The organism is Clostridium sp. FS41 (assembly GCF_000954015.1).
Taxonomy (GTDB): domain Bacteria; phylum Bacillota; class Clostridia; order Lachnospirales; family Lachnospiraceae; genus Enterocloster; species Enterocloster citroniae.
Window position 1 is genome coordinate 1 of the sequence record NZ_JYHN01000040.1, and the last position, 17,355, is coordinate 17,355.

The following is a 17,355-nucleotide window of genomic DNA, read 5'->3' on the forward strand; positions in this document are numbered from 1 at the left end:
TATTCCTCGATAGCTCAGTCGGTAGAGCACGCGGCTGTTAACCGCGCTGTCGTAGGTTCAAGTCCTACTCGGGGAGTTTTTAGTGGAAGTCCATGGCGACCACTACCTAATTTAGGCCCCATGGTCAAGCGGTTAAGACATCGCCCTTTCACGGCGGTAACACGAGTTCGAATCTCGTTGGGGTCATTTGAACGAATGTGTTCATCAAAGATATGCCGATGTGGCTCAATTGGCAGAGCAGCTGATTTGTAATCAGCAGGTTATCGGTTCGAGTCCGATCATCGGCTTTTACTGTAAAAGCAGTAATCAAAATCAAAGATAATATAGTTCGGACCTTTAGCTCAGTTGGTTAGAGCAACCGGCTCATAACCGGTCGGTCCTGGGTTCGAGTCCCCGAAGGTCCACTCTTCCTAACTAAAGCAGATTGAGAACTATATAATCAACATAATGGCCCGGTGGCTCAGCTGGTTAGAGCGCCGCCCTGTCACGGCGGAGGTCGACGGTTCGAACCCGTTCCGGGTCGTTTGCATTTTATAATGCGACACAATTTATATGCATTTTGGGGTCTTAGCTCAGCTGGGAGAGCATCTGCCTTACAAGCAGAGGGTCACAGGTTCGAGCCCTGTAGGCCCCATTTGTATTATGCGGGTGTGGTGGAATAGGCAGACACAAGGGACTTAAAATCCCTCGGTAGCGATACCGTGCCGGTTCAAGTCCGGCCACCCGCATTGCAATTAAGTTCTGATGCTGAAAGGTATTGGGACTTTTCTTGTAATTATATTGGGTTAGCGGCTATGGTGGAATTGGCAGACACGATGGGTTTAGGTCCCATTGGGAGACCGTGCAGGTTCGAGTCCTGTTAGCCGCATGCGATAGAGTCTTATTTTATAAGGCTCTTTTTTCTTACATTTTTTGAGATGTTGCAAATTGAGATGTTGCATTTTGATGTGCTGCATTTGATGTACGGCATTCTGTGTTGTATGGCGGGGCCAATTTTGAATGGATCATAAGGTATGTTTATAATATGACATATAGTTGTCATGTTTGACCTGTTATAATAAAAAAGCCAGTGTAATTTTAGCATATGTTTAAGGCAGAAAATGTTTAAAGAAGAATGACTTAAAGAAGAACGGCTTAAGGAAGGACGGACTAGGGAACAGTGAATTAAAGGAGAGCGGCATATGAAATTAGATGGATTTGGTATTTTTGTTAAGGACATGGGGACAATGATACGGTTTTACCGGAATGTGCTTGGATTTGAGATTAGGGAAGACGAGAATTGCAGTAATGTGTTTTTGGAAAAGGATGGGACTCTGTTTTTGTTTTATGGCAGAAGGGATTTTGAGAGTATGACGGGGAAGCAGTTCCAATATGCGGATCAGGTGAATGGGCATTTTGAGATTGCGCTGAGTGTTGATGATTATAAAGCCGTGGATGAGACTTTTAAGACGGTGGTGGCAAAGGGCGCGGTCCCTGTCATGGCACCTACAACAGAACCTTGGGGACAGCGTACCTGTTACGTGGCGGACCCGGAGGGAAATCTGGTGGAGATCGGTTCATTTGTGAAGGGAGATTAAGGTACGATGGAAGAATTTAAACGCATAACAATGGACAACCTGGATAAGGAACATATATGCTGCTGCATTTCCGATAAAAAAGGGGAGAACTGCGTGGCATCTAAGAAAGAATGGCTTCGGGACAGACTGCAGGAGGGACTTGTTTTTAATAAGCTGGATGTGCGCGGAAAGGTTTTTATTGAATATATACCGGCTGAATACGCCTGGGCGCCCATTGAGGCCAAGGGATATATGTATATTGACTGTCTGTGGGCTTCCGGCCAATATAAGGGTAAGGGATACGGGGACAGCCTGATGGAACAGTGCATTCAGGACAGCAAAGACAAGGGAAAGCTGGGATTGGTCTGCATTTCTTCCAAGAAGAAAATGCCTTTTTTGTCTGATCCGGGATTTATGAGGCATAAAGGCTTCAAACTGGCAGATACATCCAGCCCTTATTTTGAACTGCTGTATCTGCCTTTTGACAGTGAGGCCGGCGTGCCGTGGGTGAAAGCATGTGCCAAGGACGGCAGGATCGATGAGATGGGCTGGGTCCTCTATTATTCTAACCAATGTCCTCACACAGAGAAGTATGCGCCGCTCTTGGCCGATATTATTAAGGGCCAGGGAATGGAGTGCAGGCTTCATAAGATAGATTCAAGGGAGGCCGCACAGTCAGCGCCTGTGTTGTTCACCACCTACGCCTTGTTTTATAATGGGAAGTTTGTTACCAATGAGGTGTTGTCGGAGAAGAGTTTTGCAAAGCTGTGGGAGCGTATCAGAGAGAGGTAAGGGAAAAGGCAGGAGTATTCTACAGAATTATTCTGCAGAAATACAGTTATTTAAGTCAACAGCGATATGGTATATATGTACAAAAATAATCCTTAATAATAGCATAAAGTAACAAAGAAATATTTTTGATCCAAAATCGGACACCAGTCCTATAAAAAAATGCACATATAATTTAATATTAAGAACAGCTCCTGTGGTGATTATGGTTTGCTGCATGATAATAGATGGTAAAACCCATGATCTCTGTAAAATCCATGATCTCCGTAGAGGAAAATAATTAATTTGGAGGAAGTAATATGAAAAAGGCTGTTCTGAGTATGATGTTGGTATTGACAGTGGCATTATCGGGGATAGGGTGTGCAAAAAAGCCGGGCGCGAATACTGATCTGGGAAATGAATCAACTGCGCCGGGGACGACAGAGGGGACACAGGCGGATGCGGCTGAGGAAAAGGGGAATGAGGCGGTGCAGATCCGTATCCTGGCTACCAGTGATATGCATGGGAAGTTTGTTCCCTATGACTATGCTCTGAATGAAGAGAGCATGTCAGGTAGTGTGGCACAGGTGGCTACCGCTGTCAAAGAACTGCGCAATGAGAATACGCTGGTAGTTGATGTGGGGGATGTGATCCAGGACAATTCTGCCGACCTGTTTATTGAGGATGAGATACATCCAATGATCCTGGCCATGAACAGAGTAGGTTATGATGTATGCGTGACCGGCAATCATGAATATAATTATGGGATGGATACATTAAAGCGGATCCTTTCCCAGAACCATGCAAAGATCCTTACGGGAAATGTATTGGACCAGGAAGGGAAGGCCATTGCGGATCCATACACAGTGATAGAAAAAGGCGGAGTTAAAATCGGCCTGATTGGAATGGTGACCCCCAACATTACCAAGTGGGACTCTGTCAATCTGCAGGGGTGCACGGTTACTAACCCGGTGGATGAAACGAAAAAGGCCATTGACGAACTGGAAGGAAAAGTGGACCTCTTAATCGCTGTAGAGCATATGGGGGAGGATAATGAGTATGATGTGCCGGATTCCGGTGTCACGGATCTAGCCGAGAAGTGCCCGGAGCTGGATGTGATCCTGGCTGCCCATGAGCACAAGCTGGTGGAAGGAAGGCTTATAAACAATGTGCTTGTGGTAGAAAATAAGAACAGCGCCCAGACCATGGCCCAGATTGATATTACCCTGGAAAAGGATGAAAATGGTAATTATCAGGTCACAGACAGGGATTCAAAGAGCATTGAGATCAGCGGATATGAGCCGGAAGCCGAGTTAATGGCAGAGCTGGAGCCGTACGATAAACGTGCCAAAGAGGTGGCTAACACTGTCATTGGAAGGTTAGAGGGCGGCGACCTTGCGCCGGAAAATGAGATTCCGGGGATTCCCCAGGCAGCCATTGAAGACACAGCCATGCTGGACCTTATCAACCAGGTTCAGATGTACTATACGGATGCGGATGTTTCTGCGGCAGCCCTGTTTAATGAGGACTCAAATCTGAGAGCAGGGGATATTAAGAAGTCGGATGTTTCGCTGATCTATAAATACACGAATACGCTGTACAAGCTGAGAATGACCGGCAAACAGCTGAGAACCTACATGGAGTGGAGTGCGGAATATTATAATACATACATGGATGGGGATCTGACGGTTTCGTTTAATCCGGATATCCGTATGTTTAATTATGATATGTTTGCAGGAGTTAATTATGAGATCAACGTGTCAAAGGAACCGGGCAGCCGGATCGAAAACCTGACTAAGAAGGACGGGACTCCGGTTCTGGATGACGATGTATTCATAGTGGCGGTCAATAATTACAGGGCCGGTACCCAACTGCTCAATTACGGCACCGTATACCAGGAGGGGGAAGTGCTTCCGGAGCTTTTGGAAATGGATGTCAAAGGAAATATAGGCGGGGTCAGGGAGCTGATCGCGGATTATATTGTAAATGTAAAAAACGGAGTGCTCGTTCCGGAGGTTGACCATAACTGGAAGATCACCGGGAATACCTGGAATGAGGAAGATCATAATAAGGCAGTGGAATTGGTAAAAGAAGGGAAAATATCCATTCCCATGTCAGATGACCAGAGGACTCCCAATGTGAAGTCGGTGACAGTGGAGGATTTAAAAAAGTAGGGAGCTTGTATCGCATTCCCAGGCGGAAATAATGATTGCAGAAATATAAGATAGCGTTTTCCGGCAGCGGTTTTCCTTAAGGGGGGAACCAAAGCCGGGGACGCTATTTTATTTTGCTAACTGGACAGAAATTATGGATCTGTTTATTAGCCGCTATGATCATTGATAAAAAGCACATTAAAAATATGTGCATATTGCATAAAAGTAAAACGTAATTTATGGATAATATAACTGAAAAACAAATTAATACTCAAAAAAGGACTGGAGTCCTTTTGCAAATTTCACAAATGTTTTAATATTGTTGCAGAACAAAACGTTGTTTTGAGGAACGGATTTTGAGAAATTATTTTAAAGGATTATTTTAAAGGATTACTTTAAAGGATTACTTTGATGGATCAGTTTGATGGATCAATTTACAGTGAAAGGAAGGTACGGATGTGGAATATGTAATTGAGATGAACCACATTACCAAGCAGTTTGGAAGTTTTAAAGCCAATGATGATATTACCCTGAAGGTGAGAAAAGGGGAAATACATGCGCTGCTTGGGGAGAATGGGGCGGGAAAATCTACCCTTATGAGTGTCCTCTTTGGTTTGTACCAGCCGGAGGAGGGAGAAATCCTCATGAACGGGAAAAAGGTAAAGATCGACAATCCCAATGATGCCAATGCGTTGGGGATTGGGATGGTTCACCAGCATTTTAAATTAGTACATAATTTTACGGTCCTGGAAAGTATCGTGCTGGGCAGGGAAACCACAAACATGGGCATTCTCAAGATGGATGAAGCCAGGAAGCGGGTGGTGGAGCTGAGCGAACGGTATAAGTTTAAAATTGACCCTGATGCTTATATAGAAGACATTACAGTGGGCATGCAGCAGAGAGTTGAGATCCTGAAAATGCTTTACTGCGACAATGAGATCCTGATCTTCGATGAACCCACGGCCGTGCTGACACCCCAGGAGATCAGCGAACTGATGAAGGTGATGAAACAGCTGGTAAAGGAAGGAAAGTCCATTATTTTTATCACCCATAAACTAAATGAGATCAAGGAAGTGGCGGACCGGTGCAGCGTTCTGCGCAAAGGGAAATATATTGGGACCATCGATGTGGCGGAGACTTCTAAGGAAGCAATGTCTGAAATGATGGTTGGCAGGAAAGTGAATTTCATTATTGAAAAGCAGGACATGGATCCTGGGAATGCCGTCCTGGAGGTGAAGAACCTGACCATAAAATCCAGGCATTCAGGAAAGGATTCTGTCAGAGATGTTTCCTTCCAGGTAAGAAAAGGGGAGATCCTCTGTGTGGCCGGTATTGACGGTAACGGTCAGTCGGAACTGGTCTATGGGATTACAGGACTGATGCCCGTGGAAAAGGGGGAGGTGATCCTCAATGGAAAGAATATCACAAAGGAATCCATCCGGCAGAAATGTCTGGACGGCATGGCCCATATTCCTGAGGACCGGCATAAGCACGGTTTGGTACTGGATGATACACTGGAGGAAAATCTCGTGCTTCAGTCCTATTACACAAGGCGGTTTCAGAGACATGGATTCCTCAGGTTTGACGCCATAAGGGAATATGCCAAAGTCCTGATCCAAAAGTTTGACATCCGCTCCGGCCAGGGCGAAAAGAGTATTGTGAGGGGGATGTCGGGCGGAAACCAGCAGAAAGCGATTATTGCAAGGGAGCTGGACCGCAATCCTGAGATCGTCATAGCAGTGCAGCCGGTCCGGGGACTGGATGTGGGAGCCATTGAGTATATCCATGAACAGCTGATCGCCCAGAGGGACGCAGGAAAAGCTGTTTTGCTGATATCCCTGGAACTGGATGAGGTCATGAACATCAGCGACCGGATCCTGGTGATGTATGAAGGGGAGATTGTGGGGGATCTGAATCCCGGGGAAATTACCACAGAGGAACTGGGCCTGTATATGGCTGGAGCAAAAAGGAGTGTGGAGTATGAAAGATAAGTGTAGGAATCTGTTTCATGGAGAGGGGATCGTAAATTTCAGTTCCTCCATTCTTGCGATCATCTGCGGGCTTCTATTCGGCTTGATCATCCTTTTTGCCAGCAATCCCGGACAGGCTTTTTATGGGTTCATGATGGTGCTTCAGGGAGGATTTACAGATGGGATCCAGGGGATCGGGCAAATGCTTTACCTGGCAACACCGATCATTATGACAGGACTTTCCGTGGGGTTTGCATTTAAGACAGGACTTTTTAATATCGGTTCCTCGGGGCAGTTTACGGCAGGGGCTTTCGCAGCGGTATTTGTGGGAGTTAAGTTCACCTTTCTTCCGGCAGGCGTCCATTGCCTTGTGGCGCTCATGGCAGCATTGCTGGCCGGTGCCATTTGGGGGTTTGTACCAGGATTCTTAAAAGCATTTTTTAATGTAAATGAGGTGATCGCCTCCATCATGATGAACTATATCGGCATGTACCTTGTTAACATGCTGATCCAGAAGACCGTATATGACCAGGTTAAGAACCAGACGCTTCCAGTGGCGGCAGGGGCTAATTTACCCAAGGCCGGTCTTGACCGCCTCTTTCCCGGGACCAACATCAATGTGGGGATCCTTATAGCGATCCTGTTCGTTATCCTGATCTATGTCATACTGAATAAGACTACCTTCGGATATGAACTCAAAGCCTGCGGCAAGAATCCTGACGCCAGCAAATATGCGGGTATTAACGAAAAGCGGAACATTGTACTGTCCATGGTGATCGCAGGAGCACTTTCAGGAATTGGCGGAGCCCTTTTATACCTGGCTAATTCGGGAAAATATATGCAGGTGCTGGATGTGATCGCGCCGGAAGGTTTTTCAGGAATATCAGTTGCCCTTCTGGGACTTTCCAATCCCGTGGGGATCCTGTTTGCGGGACTGTTTATCGGACACATCACAGTGGGCGGGTACAATATGCAGCTCTTTGATTTTGTGCCGGAAGTGATCGATATCATAATTGCGGCCATCATCTACTGCGGCGCGCTGTCTCTTTTGTTCCGCACACTGATCTATAAAATCCAGATGCGCAAGTCAAAAAAGGCGGAGGCGGGTAAGGCAGCCGGAACTAAAGATGCAGATGGAGCAAAGAAGCAGGAGCCGGGGGCTAAGACCGGAAAGGAGGGCACGCGATGAGCGTATTGTATTTTGTTGTACAGCAGACCATGTATTTTGCAATCCCGCTTCTGATTGTGGCCATTGGTGCAATGTACTCGGAGCGCAGCGGCGTGATCAACATTGCCCTTGAGGGCATTATGGTAATGGGAGCCTTTGTGGGAATCTTTTTCATCAATACCTTCCAGGACAGGATGAGCGGACAGGGACTGCTGCTTTTGACCATTCTGATCGTGGGCGTGGCCGGAGGAATTTTCTCACTGCTCCATGCATTTGCAGCCATCAACATGAAAGCGGACCAGACCATCAGCGGTACGGCCCTAAACATGTTCGCGCCTGCTTTTGCTATTTTCACGGCGCGGATGATCCAGGGAGTGCAGCAGATCCAGTTTAATGACACATTTCATATTGATAAGGTGCCGGTGCTGGGGGATATTCCGGTGCTGGGAGATATGTTCTTTAAAAACTGTTACATCACCACTTACCTGGGGATCCTGATCTTTATTGCGGCAGCATTTGTGATCAAGCGCACACGGTTCGGACTGAGGCTTCGGGCGTGCGGCGAGCATCCCGGTGCGGCGGATTCCGTGGGTGTGAACGTGGTAAAGATCCGCTACGCCGGGGTCATCATATCCGGTGTGCTGGGTGGGATCGGAGGCCTGGTATTCGTGATCCCAACATCCACCAACTTTAATGCCAGCGTGGCCGGTTACGGTTTCCTGGCAATCGCGGTATTGATCTTTGGTCAGTGGAGAAGCAACAAAATACTGATGGCGGCATTTTTCTTCGGCATCATGAAGACGCTGGCCAGCGCTTATTCGGCCATACCGGTGTTAAAATCCCTGCCCATACCCAATGAGGTATATAAGATGATCCCCTATATCGCAACCCTGGTCGTTCTGGCATTTTTATCCAAGGCATCCCAGGCGCCCAGGGCAGAGGGGATCCCATATGACAAGGGAAGCAGATAGTGATTTTAATTAATTAAAATAAATAGTAAAATGGAGGAAGTAAAAATGAAGAAACGTTTATTAAGTGTGGTATTGGCAGCAGCCATGGCGGCAAGTCTTGCCGGATGTGTACAGAAACCGGGAGCTTCCGGCAACACGGATTCCAACAGCGCCGGGACAGCGGCTGAGAGCGGCGCAGAAGCAGGCAGTTCCCAGGAGGGATATGAACTGGCCCTGATCACGGACGTGGGTACCATTGACGACAAGTCATTTAACCAGGGTTCATGGGAGGGACTTGAAGCATATGCCAAGGACAACAACCTGACCTGCAAGTATTATAAGCCCAATGAGAAGTCGGATGAGGCCTGTATCAACTCCATCAACCTTGCTGTAAAAGGCGGGGCAAAGGTGATCGTGACACCGGGCTTCCTGTTCGAGGTTCCCATCTATGAGTCACAGACTAAGTATCCTGATATTAAGTTCATTATCATTGATGCGGAACCTAAGTCCGGCGATGATGTTAAGATCGAAAGCAATGTATTGTCAATCTTCTATGCGGAGGAGCAGGCCGGATACCTGGCAGGCTATGCGGCTGTGACGGAAGGGTATACTCAGTTAGGTTTCATGGGCGGTATTGCTGTTCCTGCAGTGATCCGTTACGGCTACGGTTTCATCCAGGGCGCGGACGCGGCTGCCAAGGAGATGGGGCTTGAGCCGGGGAGTGTTTCAGTTAAGTATACATACGTTGGAAATTTTGACGCGTCACCGGAGAACAATGCCAAGGCGGCAGCGTGGTATAATGAAGGGACCGAGTGCATTTTCGCCTGCGGCGGCGGTGTGGGCAACTCTGTTATGAAGGCTGCGGAGTCTGCAGGCAAAGTGGTGATCGGCGTGGACGTGGATCAGTCTTCCGAGTCTGCTACCGTTATCACCTCAGCCATGAAGAATCTGGGCGATTCTGTTTATGATGCGGTTGCAGGATATTATGACGGAAACTTTGAGGGCGGAAAGTCAGTGACACTGGATGCAAAGGAAAACGGCATCATGCTCCCCATGGAGACATCTAAGTTTAAGGTGTTTACCCAGGAAAAGTATGATGAGCTGTATGAAATGCTGAAGGACGGAACCATTCAGGTTGCCAATGACACGGTTGCAACGCAGGCCAGTGCTGTTCCAACCGACATCGTGAAGGTTGATTTGATCAAGTAATATAAGTACAATTGGGAATCAGGAGGACTATCAGCATGGACATGAGCAGTTTGTGCAGGGCATTGCCTTTTTTGAATGAATTGGATAAGGGACGGAGACAGCAGTTTGAGGATTATTTTTGCAGCGCCCCGGCCTGGCTGATGGACTCCTTCCGGATTGTCGAGATGGACAAGGACGTTATATTTGTCAAGGAAAATGCACCGGCGGACGCCATTTTCTTTATCGGAAAGGGCGTGATCAAGGCCGTAGATTACCGTATATACGGAATCGCCTTTGACTTTATGCGGTTTGAAGGCCTGTATGCCATGGGCGGGATGGAGGTGGTGATGGATCTGGATACCTACAAGACCACCCTCCAGACAGTAACCCCCTGTACCTTTGTGAAGATACCCAGGGACAAATTCGCGGAGTGGCTCAGGACAGATATACGCGCCCTGAAGCAGGAGGCAAAGGCCATTGGGGAATATCTCCTGGAACAGGGGAGAAGCAGCCGGGCCTATCTGTTTCTTCAGGGTTCCGACCGTCTGGCGCTGCTGCTGATGGACATGTACCAGAAATATGAGAAGAACGGCGTGCTTCAGATCAGCAGTACAAGGCAGGAACTCTCGGATTCCTCCGGTCTGTGTGTAAAGACAGTGAACCGGGCAGTAAAAAAGTTTGAGGATGACGGATGGATCTCACGCCAGGGAAATAAAATATCCATTGATATGGAACAGTATGAAATGATACGGGGGTTCATATCCAAGATCATCGAGCAGTAGGGAGGAATAAAGGATGAATGAAACAGAGCTGATAGAGTTGGCCTGCAAAGGCAGGGAACAGGCATATACCCCATACTCAGGTTTCAGGGTAGGGGCAGCGCTTCTTACAAGATCAGGAACGGTTTATCTCGGATGCAATATTGAGAATGCCTCCTATGGTCCCACCAACTGTGCGGAACGCACCGCGTTTTTTAAAGCAGTATCAGAGGGAGAACGGGAATTTGAAGCAATTGCGATCGTGGGTGGTCCCGGGGAAGGCCGGACAGGGGAGATGTGTGCCCCTTGTGGAGTCTGCCGTCAGGTAATGACGGAATTCTGCGATCCAAAAACCTTCAGGATCATTCTGGAAAACGGCGGTGGCAAGGTGAGGACGTTCCTCCTGGAAGAACTGCTGCCATTGGGTTTTGGGCCGGATAACCTGAAGGAGGCAGTGCCTGCGGATTCCCGCAAATGACGGCCGCTCTGCCTAAAACATCATAGGAAAGCCTACGATCAAAAGACGTGGAAAAGAATAAGAGGATCGGACGTGCAGCTGGCAAAACCAATGTTAAGACACGCCCTTGTGAGGAGAGAAGCAGCATGCAGAATTATTCTGGAGAAGAAGGATTACAATATCATTTACAGATTAGAAAAGGCGATGTGGGCCGCTATGTGATCATGCCGGGGGACCCGAAGCGCTGTGAGAAAATCGCAAAGCATTTTGACAATGCCCGGTTGGTAGCGGACAGCAGGGAATATATCACATATACAGGCTGGCTGGACGGGGAGAAGGTCAGTGTGACCTCAACCGGTATCGGCGGCCCCTCCGCGTCCATTGCCCTGGAGGAGCTGGTGCTGTGCGGCGCGGACACATTTATCCGGGTGGGAACCTGCGGCGGGATGGAGATGAATGTAAAAGGCGGGGACATCGTAGTTGCCACGGGAGCCATCCGTATGGAGGGAACCAGCAAGGAATACGCCCCCATCGAATATCCCGCGGTGGCGGACCTGGATGTGACCAACGCGCTGGTTTCAGCGGCAAAGGCATTGGGATATACCTATCATGCAGGGGTTGTGGAGTGCAAGGATGCATTTTACGGACAGCATGAACCGGAAAGGATGCCGGTAAGCTATGAGCTCCTCAATAAGTGGGAGGCATGGAAGCGCATGGGATGCAAGGCGTCTGAGATGGAATCCGCGGCTTTATTTATTGCAGCAAGCCATCTGCGCGTGCGCTGCGGCTCCGATTTCCTGGTGGTGGGTAACCAGGAACGGCAGAATGCGGGGCTGGATAATCCCATTGTACATGACACCGAGGCTGCGATCAAGGTGGCGGTGGAAGCCATCCGCAGGCTGATCAAGGAAGACAGGAGCTGATAACATGGAAAAGAAGGATATTTTGGGCAGGGTGGATCATACGCTGTTAAAGCAGACCGCCACATGGGAACAGTTCGAGACGCTTTGCAGGGAGGGAATGGAACATGCAACTGCTTCCGTATGCATCCCGCCCTGCTATGTGAAGCGCGCCAAGGAGTATACAGGGGAAAATCTGGCCATCTGCACGGTCATCGGATTCCCCAACGGCAATATGACCACGGCCGCTAAAGTGTTTGAGACAGAGGACGCGGTCAGGAACGGCGCGGATGAGATCGATATGGTCATTAATATCGGGATGGTAAAGGAAGGGCTTTACGAACAGGTATTGGAGGAGATCAGACAGATAAAAGCTGCCTGCGCCGGAAAATGCCTGAAGGTGATCATTGAGACCTGCCTGTTAACGGAAGATGAAAAGAAGGAAATGTGCCGTGTGGTAACGCAGTCCGGCGCGGATTATATTAAAACCTCCACAGGCTTTTCCACAGGCGGAGCAACCCGGGAGGATGTGGCGTTATTGAGAAAACACTCCGGTCCCCGGGTCAAGGTCAAGGCCGCGGGCGGGATCGCATCTTTACAGGACGCGGAGGATTTTATTGCCCTGGGAGCCGACCGGCTGGGAACCAGCAGGCTGATACCGTAGGGATATGGAATGTGCAGAAATATGGAATGTGCAGGGATATGGAATGTGCAGAGATATGAAATGTGCAGGGATATGGATCATGGAGATGTAAAGGTAATGGGGACGGTCAGAAATGGCTGTCCTTTTTTGTGCGTTTATAGTAGAATTATTACAGAATATGTCAGAGGGGCAGGGAGCCCGCGGACTGACGGAGGCAGAGGAGTTTAAACGATTAAAGTATGCTGTATGACAAGGATATTAGGGAACCTCTTTTTGAGTTTCTGGAGGAAACCTATGGCAAAATGAGGATCATAGAAGAAAAACAGGTGGGAAGATCAAGGGCGGATATTGTGATGGTCCTTCCGGGGCGTTTGACAGGGATTGAAATAAAAAGTGATGCGGACACCTATGTGCGCCTGGAACGCCAGGTCAGGGATTATGACCGGTATTTTGACCAAAACATCGTGGTGGCAGGTTCCACCCATGGGGCCCATGTACAGGAACATGTCCCTGAATGGTGGGGTATCATTACAGTGGAGCAGACACAGGAGGGGATTGATTTTTATATTCGGCGGGAGGCAGGGAAAAATCCTCAGATGAACTGGAAACGCAAGCTCAGCCTTTTGTGGCGCCCGGAGCTGGTGCACATTCAGGAGTTGACCCAAATGCCCAGATATAAGGAAAAGAGTAAGGCCTTTGTGATCGAGAAAATGATCCAAAAGGTTCCGGAGGAGCAGCGGTCCCTTTTGGTGAGCGAGGAACTGTTTGAACGGGATTATACACGGATCGAAGCAGTGATCAGGGAGTACAAAAGCCAGAACAGGCCGGCATCTGAAAAGGGAACCGTGGGAAAGCGGAGAGCACGGCGCAGGAGGACGGGATCACGCAGTGGGATGATGTGACTGTCACAACATAGAATATGGATGGATTTTAATAGAAAATGATTGACGTGCCACAAAGATTTTCGTATAATTTTCATTAACGGTTGACAGAAGTCAACATCTTTAAAGAGTTGAAGTTTTTTATGATCCATAAGTGGATTTGGATCAAGAGCAGCAGATCAGCAGCAAATCAGATATGATATCAGGAAAATACCAGGAAGGTATGTTTATCCTTAAGGGATAAGTCTAGTTTCCTGGTATTTTTGTGCGTCTTGAAAGGGCGGCAGAGAAAAAATAAAACAGTTGGACCTGAGGAATCAGGGATGGCATTTCATGATTTAGAGGAGGACGGGAATGAAGAAACAAATAAGCTATACCGTGGCGGCGATCCTGGCAGTGACCTTGATGGCTGCCGGATGTGGGGGGAACAGTGCAAGTAAAACCGGACAGCCGGAAAATGGACAGCAGTCAGAAGCACCACAGTCAGAAGTGTCACGGTCAGAAGGGGCACAGTCAGAAGCACCACAGCCGGGAACATCACAGCCGGGGACATCACAGGCAGGAACGGACAGGAACGATGTCATAGTTGTCATGGGGCCCACATCGGAACCAGAGGCGGGATTTGACCCGGCTTACGGATGGGGAGCGGGAGAGCATGTACATGAGCCTTTGATCCAGAGCACGTTGACCGTGACCACAACGGATCTGAAAATAGGGTATGACCTGGCAACAGGAATGGAGGCCAGCGATGACGGACTTACCTGGACCGTGACCATACGGGATGATGTGTCATTTACAGACGGGGAAAAGCTGACGGCAGAGGATGTGGCATTTACGTATAATACACTGAGGGACACCAGCTCAGTCAATGATTTTACCATGCTGAAGGAGGCTGCTGCCCTGGATGATACCACGGTGGAATTCAGGATGAACAGACCGTATTCCATCTGGCCCTATACCATGGCAATTGTGGGGATCGTGCCCGAACATGCTTACGGAGCAGGATACGGGGAACACCCGGTGGGTTCAGGCCGTTATATGCTGAAGCAGTGGGATAAGGGACAGCAGGTGATCCTGGAGGCAAACCCTGGTTATTACGGGGAAGAGCCGAAAATGAAAAAGGTAACGATCCTGTTCATGGAGGAAGACGCAGCTTATGCGGCGGTCATGTCCGGACAGGCGGATCTGGCGTATACAGCGGCTTCCTACTCTGACCAGGCCCTGCCGGGATATGAACTTTTATCCTTTGAGACAGTGGATAACAGGGGATTTAACCTGCCGTCTGTTTCGGCAGGAGGGAAGAATGAGGACGGTATCCCCCTGGGAAATGATTTTACCAGCGATGTGCAGGTCAGGCGCGCCATCAATCTAGCCATTGACAGGGATGAGATGATCCACAATGTGCTCAACGGATTCGGAAGTCCGGCCTACAGTGTGTGTGACAAGATGCCCTGGTATAATGACGCTGCAAAGGTTTCCTATGATGCGGTGAAGGCGGAGCAGATCCTGGAGGAGGCAGGCTGGAAAGCGGGCAGCGATGGGATCCGGGAAAAGGATGGCGTCAGGGCATCCATGACCCTTATGTATCCTGCCAGTGATTCTGTGCGTCAGGCATTGGCGGCAGACACGGCCAACCAGTTAAAAAAGGTGGGTATCGAGGTAAAGACAGAGGGCGTGGGATGGGATACTGCTTATGACAGGGCCCAGGCCGAGCCGCTGATGTGGGGCTGGGGCGCCCATACGCCCATGGAACTTTACAATATTTACCACACCATAAAGGACTCCGGTGTGGCGGAGTATTCCCCTTATGCCAATGAGAACGTGGACCGCTATATGGATGAGGCTCTGGCATCCAGTGATCTGGAGCAGTCCTATGAGCTGTGGAAAAAGGCGCAGTGGGATGGAAATACAGGGATAACCCAGGACGGGGATATTCCGTGGATCTGGCTGGTGAACATTGACCATCTGTACTGGTCCAGGGAGAACCTTAAGGTGGCTGACCAGAAGCTTCATCCCCACGGCCATGGCTGGACGATTGTGAATAATGTGGACCAGTGGAGCTGGGAATAGGATTTGTGGTTTGGATGAAAGGACGATGACATGAGTTTGAGACAGGTTGGAAGGAGTATCATACGGCTGGGCGTGCTTCTTGTGCTGGTCAGCATTGCGGCATTTTTCCTGGTGACCGTGTCGCCCCTGGATCCGTTAAAGACCAATGTGGGGCAGGCGGCGCTGGGAAGCATGAGCCAGGAGCAGATCGCACAGCTTGAGGAGTACTGGGGCGTGAACACGCCGCCTGTGAAACGGTACGTGTCCTGGGCAGGAGATTTTCTGCAAGGGGATATGGGGATGTCCCTGCTGTACCGCCGGCCTGTCTCCAAGGTGATTGGGGAAAAGCTGGCCAATTCCCTGTGGCTGATGGCATCGGCCTGGGTGATATCCGGCGTGGTGGGATTTGTGCTGGGGGTGGCTGCAGGAGCCAGGAAGGGAAGGCTGACAGATAAGCTGATCTCCGGGTACGCCCTTGTCACTGCCAGCACGCCGGCTTTCTGGCTGGCCTTGGTATTGTTGATGGTGTTTGCGGTGTGGCTGAAGATCCTTCCCATTGGGCTCAGCGTTCCCATTGGAATGGAGGCGTCCGCGGTCACCCTGGGGGACCGGCTGGTCCACGGCATCCTTCCGGTGGCTGCACTTTCCATTACCGGCATTTCCAATATCGCCCTTCATACAAGGGAGAAGATGGCAGAGGTGATGGAGAGCGATTATGTGCTGTTTGCAAGGGCAAGAGGGGAGTCGGAGTGGGAGATCGTGAAACGGCATGGAATACGCAATATCCTGCTTCCGGCCATGACCCTTCAGTTTGCCTCGGTCAGTGAAATTTTCGGCGGTTCAGTGCTGGTGGAACAGGTGTTTTCCTATCCCGGACTGGGACGTGCTGCTGTTACGGCCGGACTGGGAGGGGACGTGCCGCTGCTGCTGGGTATCACCATGATCAGCGCCGCCATTGTGTTCGGGGGCAATCTCACTGCAAATGTACTTTACCAGGTTGTGGACCCGAGGATCAGAAAAAGGAGGGCTGGGTGATGGGATGGTTTTCAGAGTGGAACCGGCGTAAGACCCTGTTCCTGTTTCTGATCATGGCAGCCCTGATTCTGGCAGCCATTACAGTGGGAGGAAGGGTTCTGGCGGATGAAGCCATGGTGACGGATTTTTCCAGAAAGAATCTGGCTCCCTGTCTTCAATATCCCTTTGGGACAGACTGGATGGGGCGCGATATGTTTGTGAGGACCATCACGGGCTTGTCGCTGAGCATAAGGATCGGCATTCTGACCGCGGCGGTGAGTGCGGTGATCGCCTGCTTTATGGGAACAGCGGCAGCCTGCCTGGGAAAGGCGGCGGATGGAATTGTGGCAGGGATCATTGACCTGGTCATGGGGATCCCCCATATCCTTTTGCTCATTCTTATTTCCTTTGCGGCCGGTAAAGGATTCTGGGGTGTGATGATAGGGATTTCCCTGACACACTGGACATCCCTGGCAAGGCTTTTGAGAGCGGAGGTCATGCAGCTGAAGGAAAGCCAGTACATTAAGATAGCGGGCAAACTTGGAATGGGAAAAGTGCGGATCGCGTGGAAACACATGATGCCCCATCTGCTGCCGCAGGTGCTGGTGGGCGTGGTCCTTTTGTTTCCCCACGCCATCCTCCACGAGGCAAGCATTACCTTCCTTGGGTTCGGACTTCCCCCGGAACAGCCGGCTATCGGTGTGATCCTGTCTGAGAGCATGAAGTATCTGACCATGGGGAAATGGTGGCTGGCCCTGTTCCCGGGACTGCTGCTGGTGTTTGTGGTGGTGCTGTTCCATTTTATCGGCGACACCCTGGTGACGCTGACCAATCCCAATAAGGCCCATCTGTAGAACAGGGGCATGGACTTGGCGCCATGAGCTTTAGATGTGCGGCACAC

15 protein-coding genes and 8 tRNA genes are annotated in these 17,355 nt (G+C 49.7%); all 23 read left to right on the forward strand.

The genetic code is table 11. The features are described from left to right. Positions 1–3: 3 nt before the first annotated feature. A tRNA-Asn gene (locus CLFS41_RS05675) sits at positions 4–76 on the forward strand. A 38-nt stretch (positions 77–114) separates the two neighbouring features. Further along, positions 115–186: transfer RNA gene (locus CLFS41_RS05680), tRNA-Glu, on the forward strand. A gap of 28 nt (positions 187–214) precedes the next feature. Next, a tRNA-Thr gene (locus CLFS41_RS05685) sits at positions 215–287 on the forward strand. A 43-nt stretch (positions 288–330) separates the two neighbouring features. Next, positions 331–404, forward strand: a tRNA-Ile gene (locus CLFS41_RS05690). 45 nt (positions 405–449) lie between these two features. Next, positions 450–523: transfer RNA gene (locus CLFS41_RS05695), tRNA-Asp, on the forward strand. Positions 524–561: 38 nt separating this feature from the next. Next, positions 562–634, forward strand: a tRNA-Val gene (locus CLFS41_RS05700). 10 nt (positions 635–644) lie between these two features. After that, positions 645–728: transfer RNA gene (locus tag CLFS41_RS05705), tRNA-Leu, on the forward strand. Between the two features lie 60 nt (positions 729–788). Beyond that, positions 789–868: transfer RNA gene (locus tag CLFS41_RS05710), tRNA-Leu, on the forward strand. Positions 869–1,181: 313 nt separating this feature from the next. After that, positions 1,182–1,577, forward strand: a complete 396-nt coding sequence (locus tag CLFS41_RS05715; RefSeq protein WP_045091719.1) for a VOC family protein — start codon at positions 1,182–1,184, stop codon at positions 1,575–1,577. 6 nt (positions 1,578–1,583) lie between these two features. Continuing rightward, entirely contained in the window at positions 1,584–2,348 is a 765-nt protein-coding gene (locus tag CLFS41_RS05720) for a GNAT family N-acetyltransferase (RefSeq protein ID WP_045091720.1), read from the forward strand. Positions 2,349–2,644: 296 nt separating this feature from the next. Continuing rightward, positions 2,645–4,498 (forward strand): 5'-nucleotidase C-terminal domain-containing protein, encoded by a 1,854-nt coding sequence (locus tag CLFS41_RS05725; RefSeq protein WP_082082505.1) that lies wholly within the window; start codon positions 2,645–2,647, stop codon positions 4,496–4,498. A gap of 455 nt (positions 4,499–4,953) precedes the next feature. Then, entirely contained in the window at positions 4,954–6,468 is a 1,515-nt protein-coding gene (locus tag CLFS41_RS05730; protein ID WP_207740152.1) for an ABC transporter ATP-binding protein, read from the forward strand. Beyond that, a complete protein-coding gene (locus CLFS41_RS05735) occupies positions 6,458–7,636 on the forward strand; it encodes an ABC transporter permease (RefSeq protein WP_045091721.1) in 1,179 nt (392 codons plus the stop codon). Before CLFS41_RS05730 ends, CLFS41_RS05735 begins: the two co-directional genes overlap by 11 nt. Further along, a complete protein-coding gene (locus CLFS41_RS05740; RefSeq protein WP_045091722.1) occupies positions 7,633–8,586 on the forward strand; it encodes an ABC transporter permease in 954 nt (317 codons plus the stop codon). The genes CLFS41_RS05735 and CLFS41_RS05740 overlap by 4 nt, the downstream gene beginning before the upstream one ends. Before the next feature lie 45 nt (positions 8,587–8,631). Continuing rightward, positions 8,632–9,774: a BMP family ABC transporter substrate-binding protein gene (locus CLFS41_RS05745; RefSeq protein ID WP_007868417.1), complete on the forward strand. Its 1,143-nt coding sequence runs from the start codon at positions 8,632–8,634 to the stop codon at positions 9,772–9,774. Between the two features lie 35 nt (positions 9,775–9,809). Further along, on the forward strand, positions 9,810–10,535 hold the full coding sequence (locus CLFS41_RS05750) for a Crp/Fnr family transcriptional regulator (protein WP_007868404.1): 726 nt from the start codon (positions 9,810–9,812) through the stop codon (positions 10,533–10,535). Positions 10,536–10,548: 13 nt separating this feature from the next. Next, positions 10,549–10,989: a cytidine deaminase gene (locus CLFS41_RS05755; protein ID WP_045091723.1), complete on the forward strand. Its 441-nt coding sequence runs from the start codon at positions 10,549–10,551 to the stop codon at positions 10,987–10,989. A 125-nt stretch (positions 10,990–11,114) separates the two neighbouring features. Then, positions 11,115–11,891 (forward strand): uridine phosphorylase, encoded by a 777-nt coding sequence (udp, locus tag CLFS41_RS05760; protein WP_007868398.1) that lies wholly within the window; start codon positions 11,115–11,117, stop codon positions 11,889–11,891. 4 nt (positions 11,892–11,895) lie between these two features. After that, positions 11,896–12,531 carry a deoxyribose-phosphate aldolase gene (gene deoC, locus CLFS41_RS05765; RefSeq protein WP_045091724.1) on the forward strand — a complete coding sequence of 212 codons (636 nt, stop codon included), beginning with the start codon at positions 11,896–11,898 and terminating at the stop codon, positions 12,529–12,531. Positions 12,532–12,749: 218 nt separating this feature from the next. After that, positions 12,750–13,412: a sce7726 family protein gene (locus CLFS41_RS05770; protein WP_045091725.1), complete on the forward strand. Its 663-nt coding sequence runs from the start codon at positions 12,750–12,752 to the stop codon at positions 13,410–13,412. A gap of 333 nt (positions 13,413–13,745) precedes the next feature. Then, a complete protein-coding gene (locus tag CLFS41_RS05775; protein ID WP_045091726.1) occupies positions 13,746–15,461 on the forward strand; it encodes an ABC transporter substrate-binding protein in 1,716 nt (571 codons plus the stop codon). A gap of 30 nt (positions 15,462–15,491) precedes the next feature. Continuing rightward, the gene (locus CLFS41_RS05780; protein ID WP_045091727.1) at positions 15,492–16,475 is read left to right on the forward strand and encodes an ABC transporter permease; all 984 of its coding nucleotides are present in this window, start codon (positions 15,492–15,494) and stop codon (positions 16,473–16,475) included. Further along, positions 16,475–17,308, forward strand: coding sequence for an ABC transporter permease (locus CLFS41_RS05785; protein ID WP_045091728.1), 834 nt, complete (start codon positions 16,475–16,477; stop codon positions 17,306–17,308). Before CLFS41_RS05780 ends, CLFS41_RS05785 begins: the two co-directional genes overlap by 1 nt. The last annotated feature ends 47 nt before the right edge of the window (positions 17,309–17,355 follow it).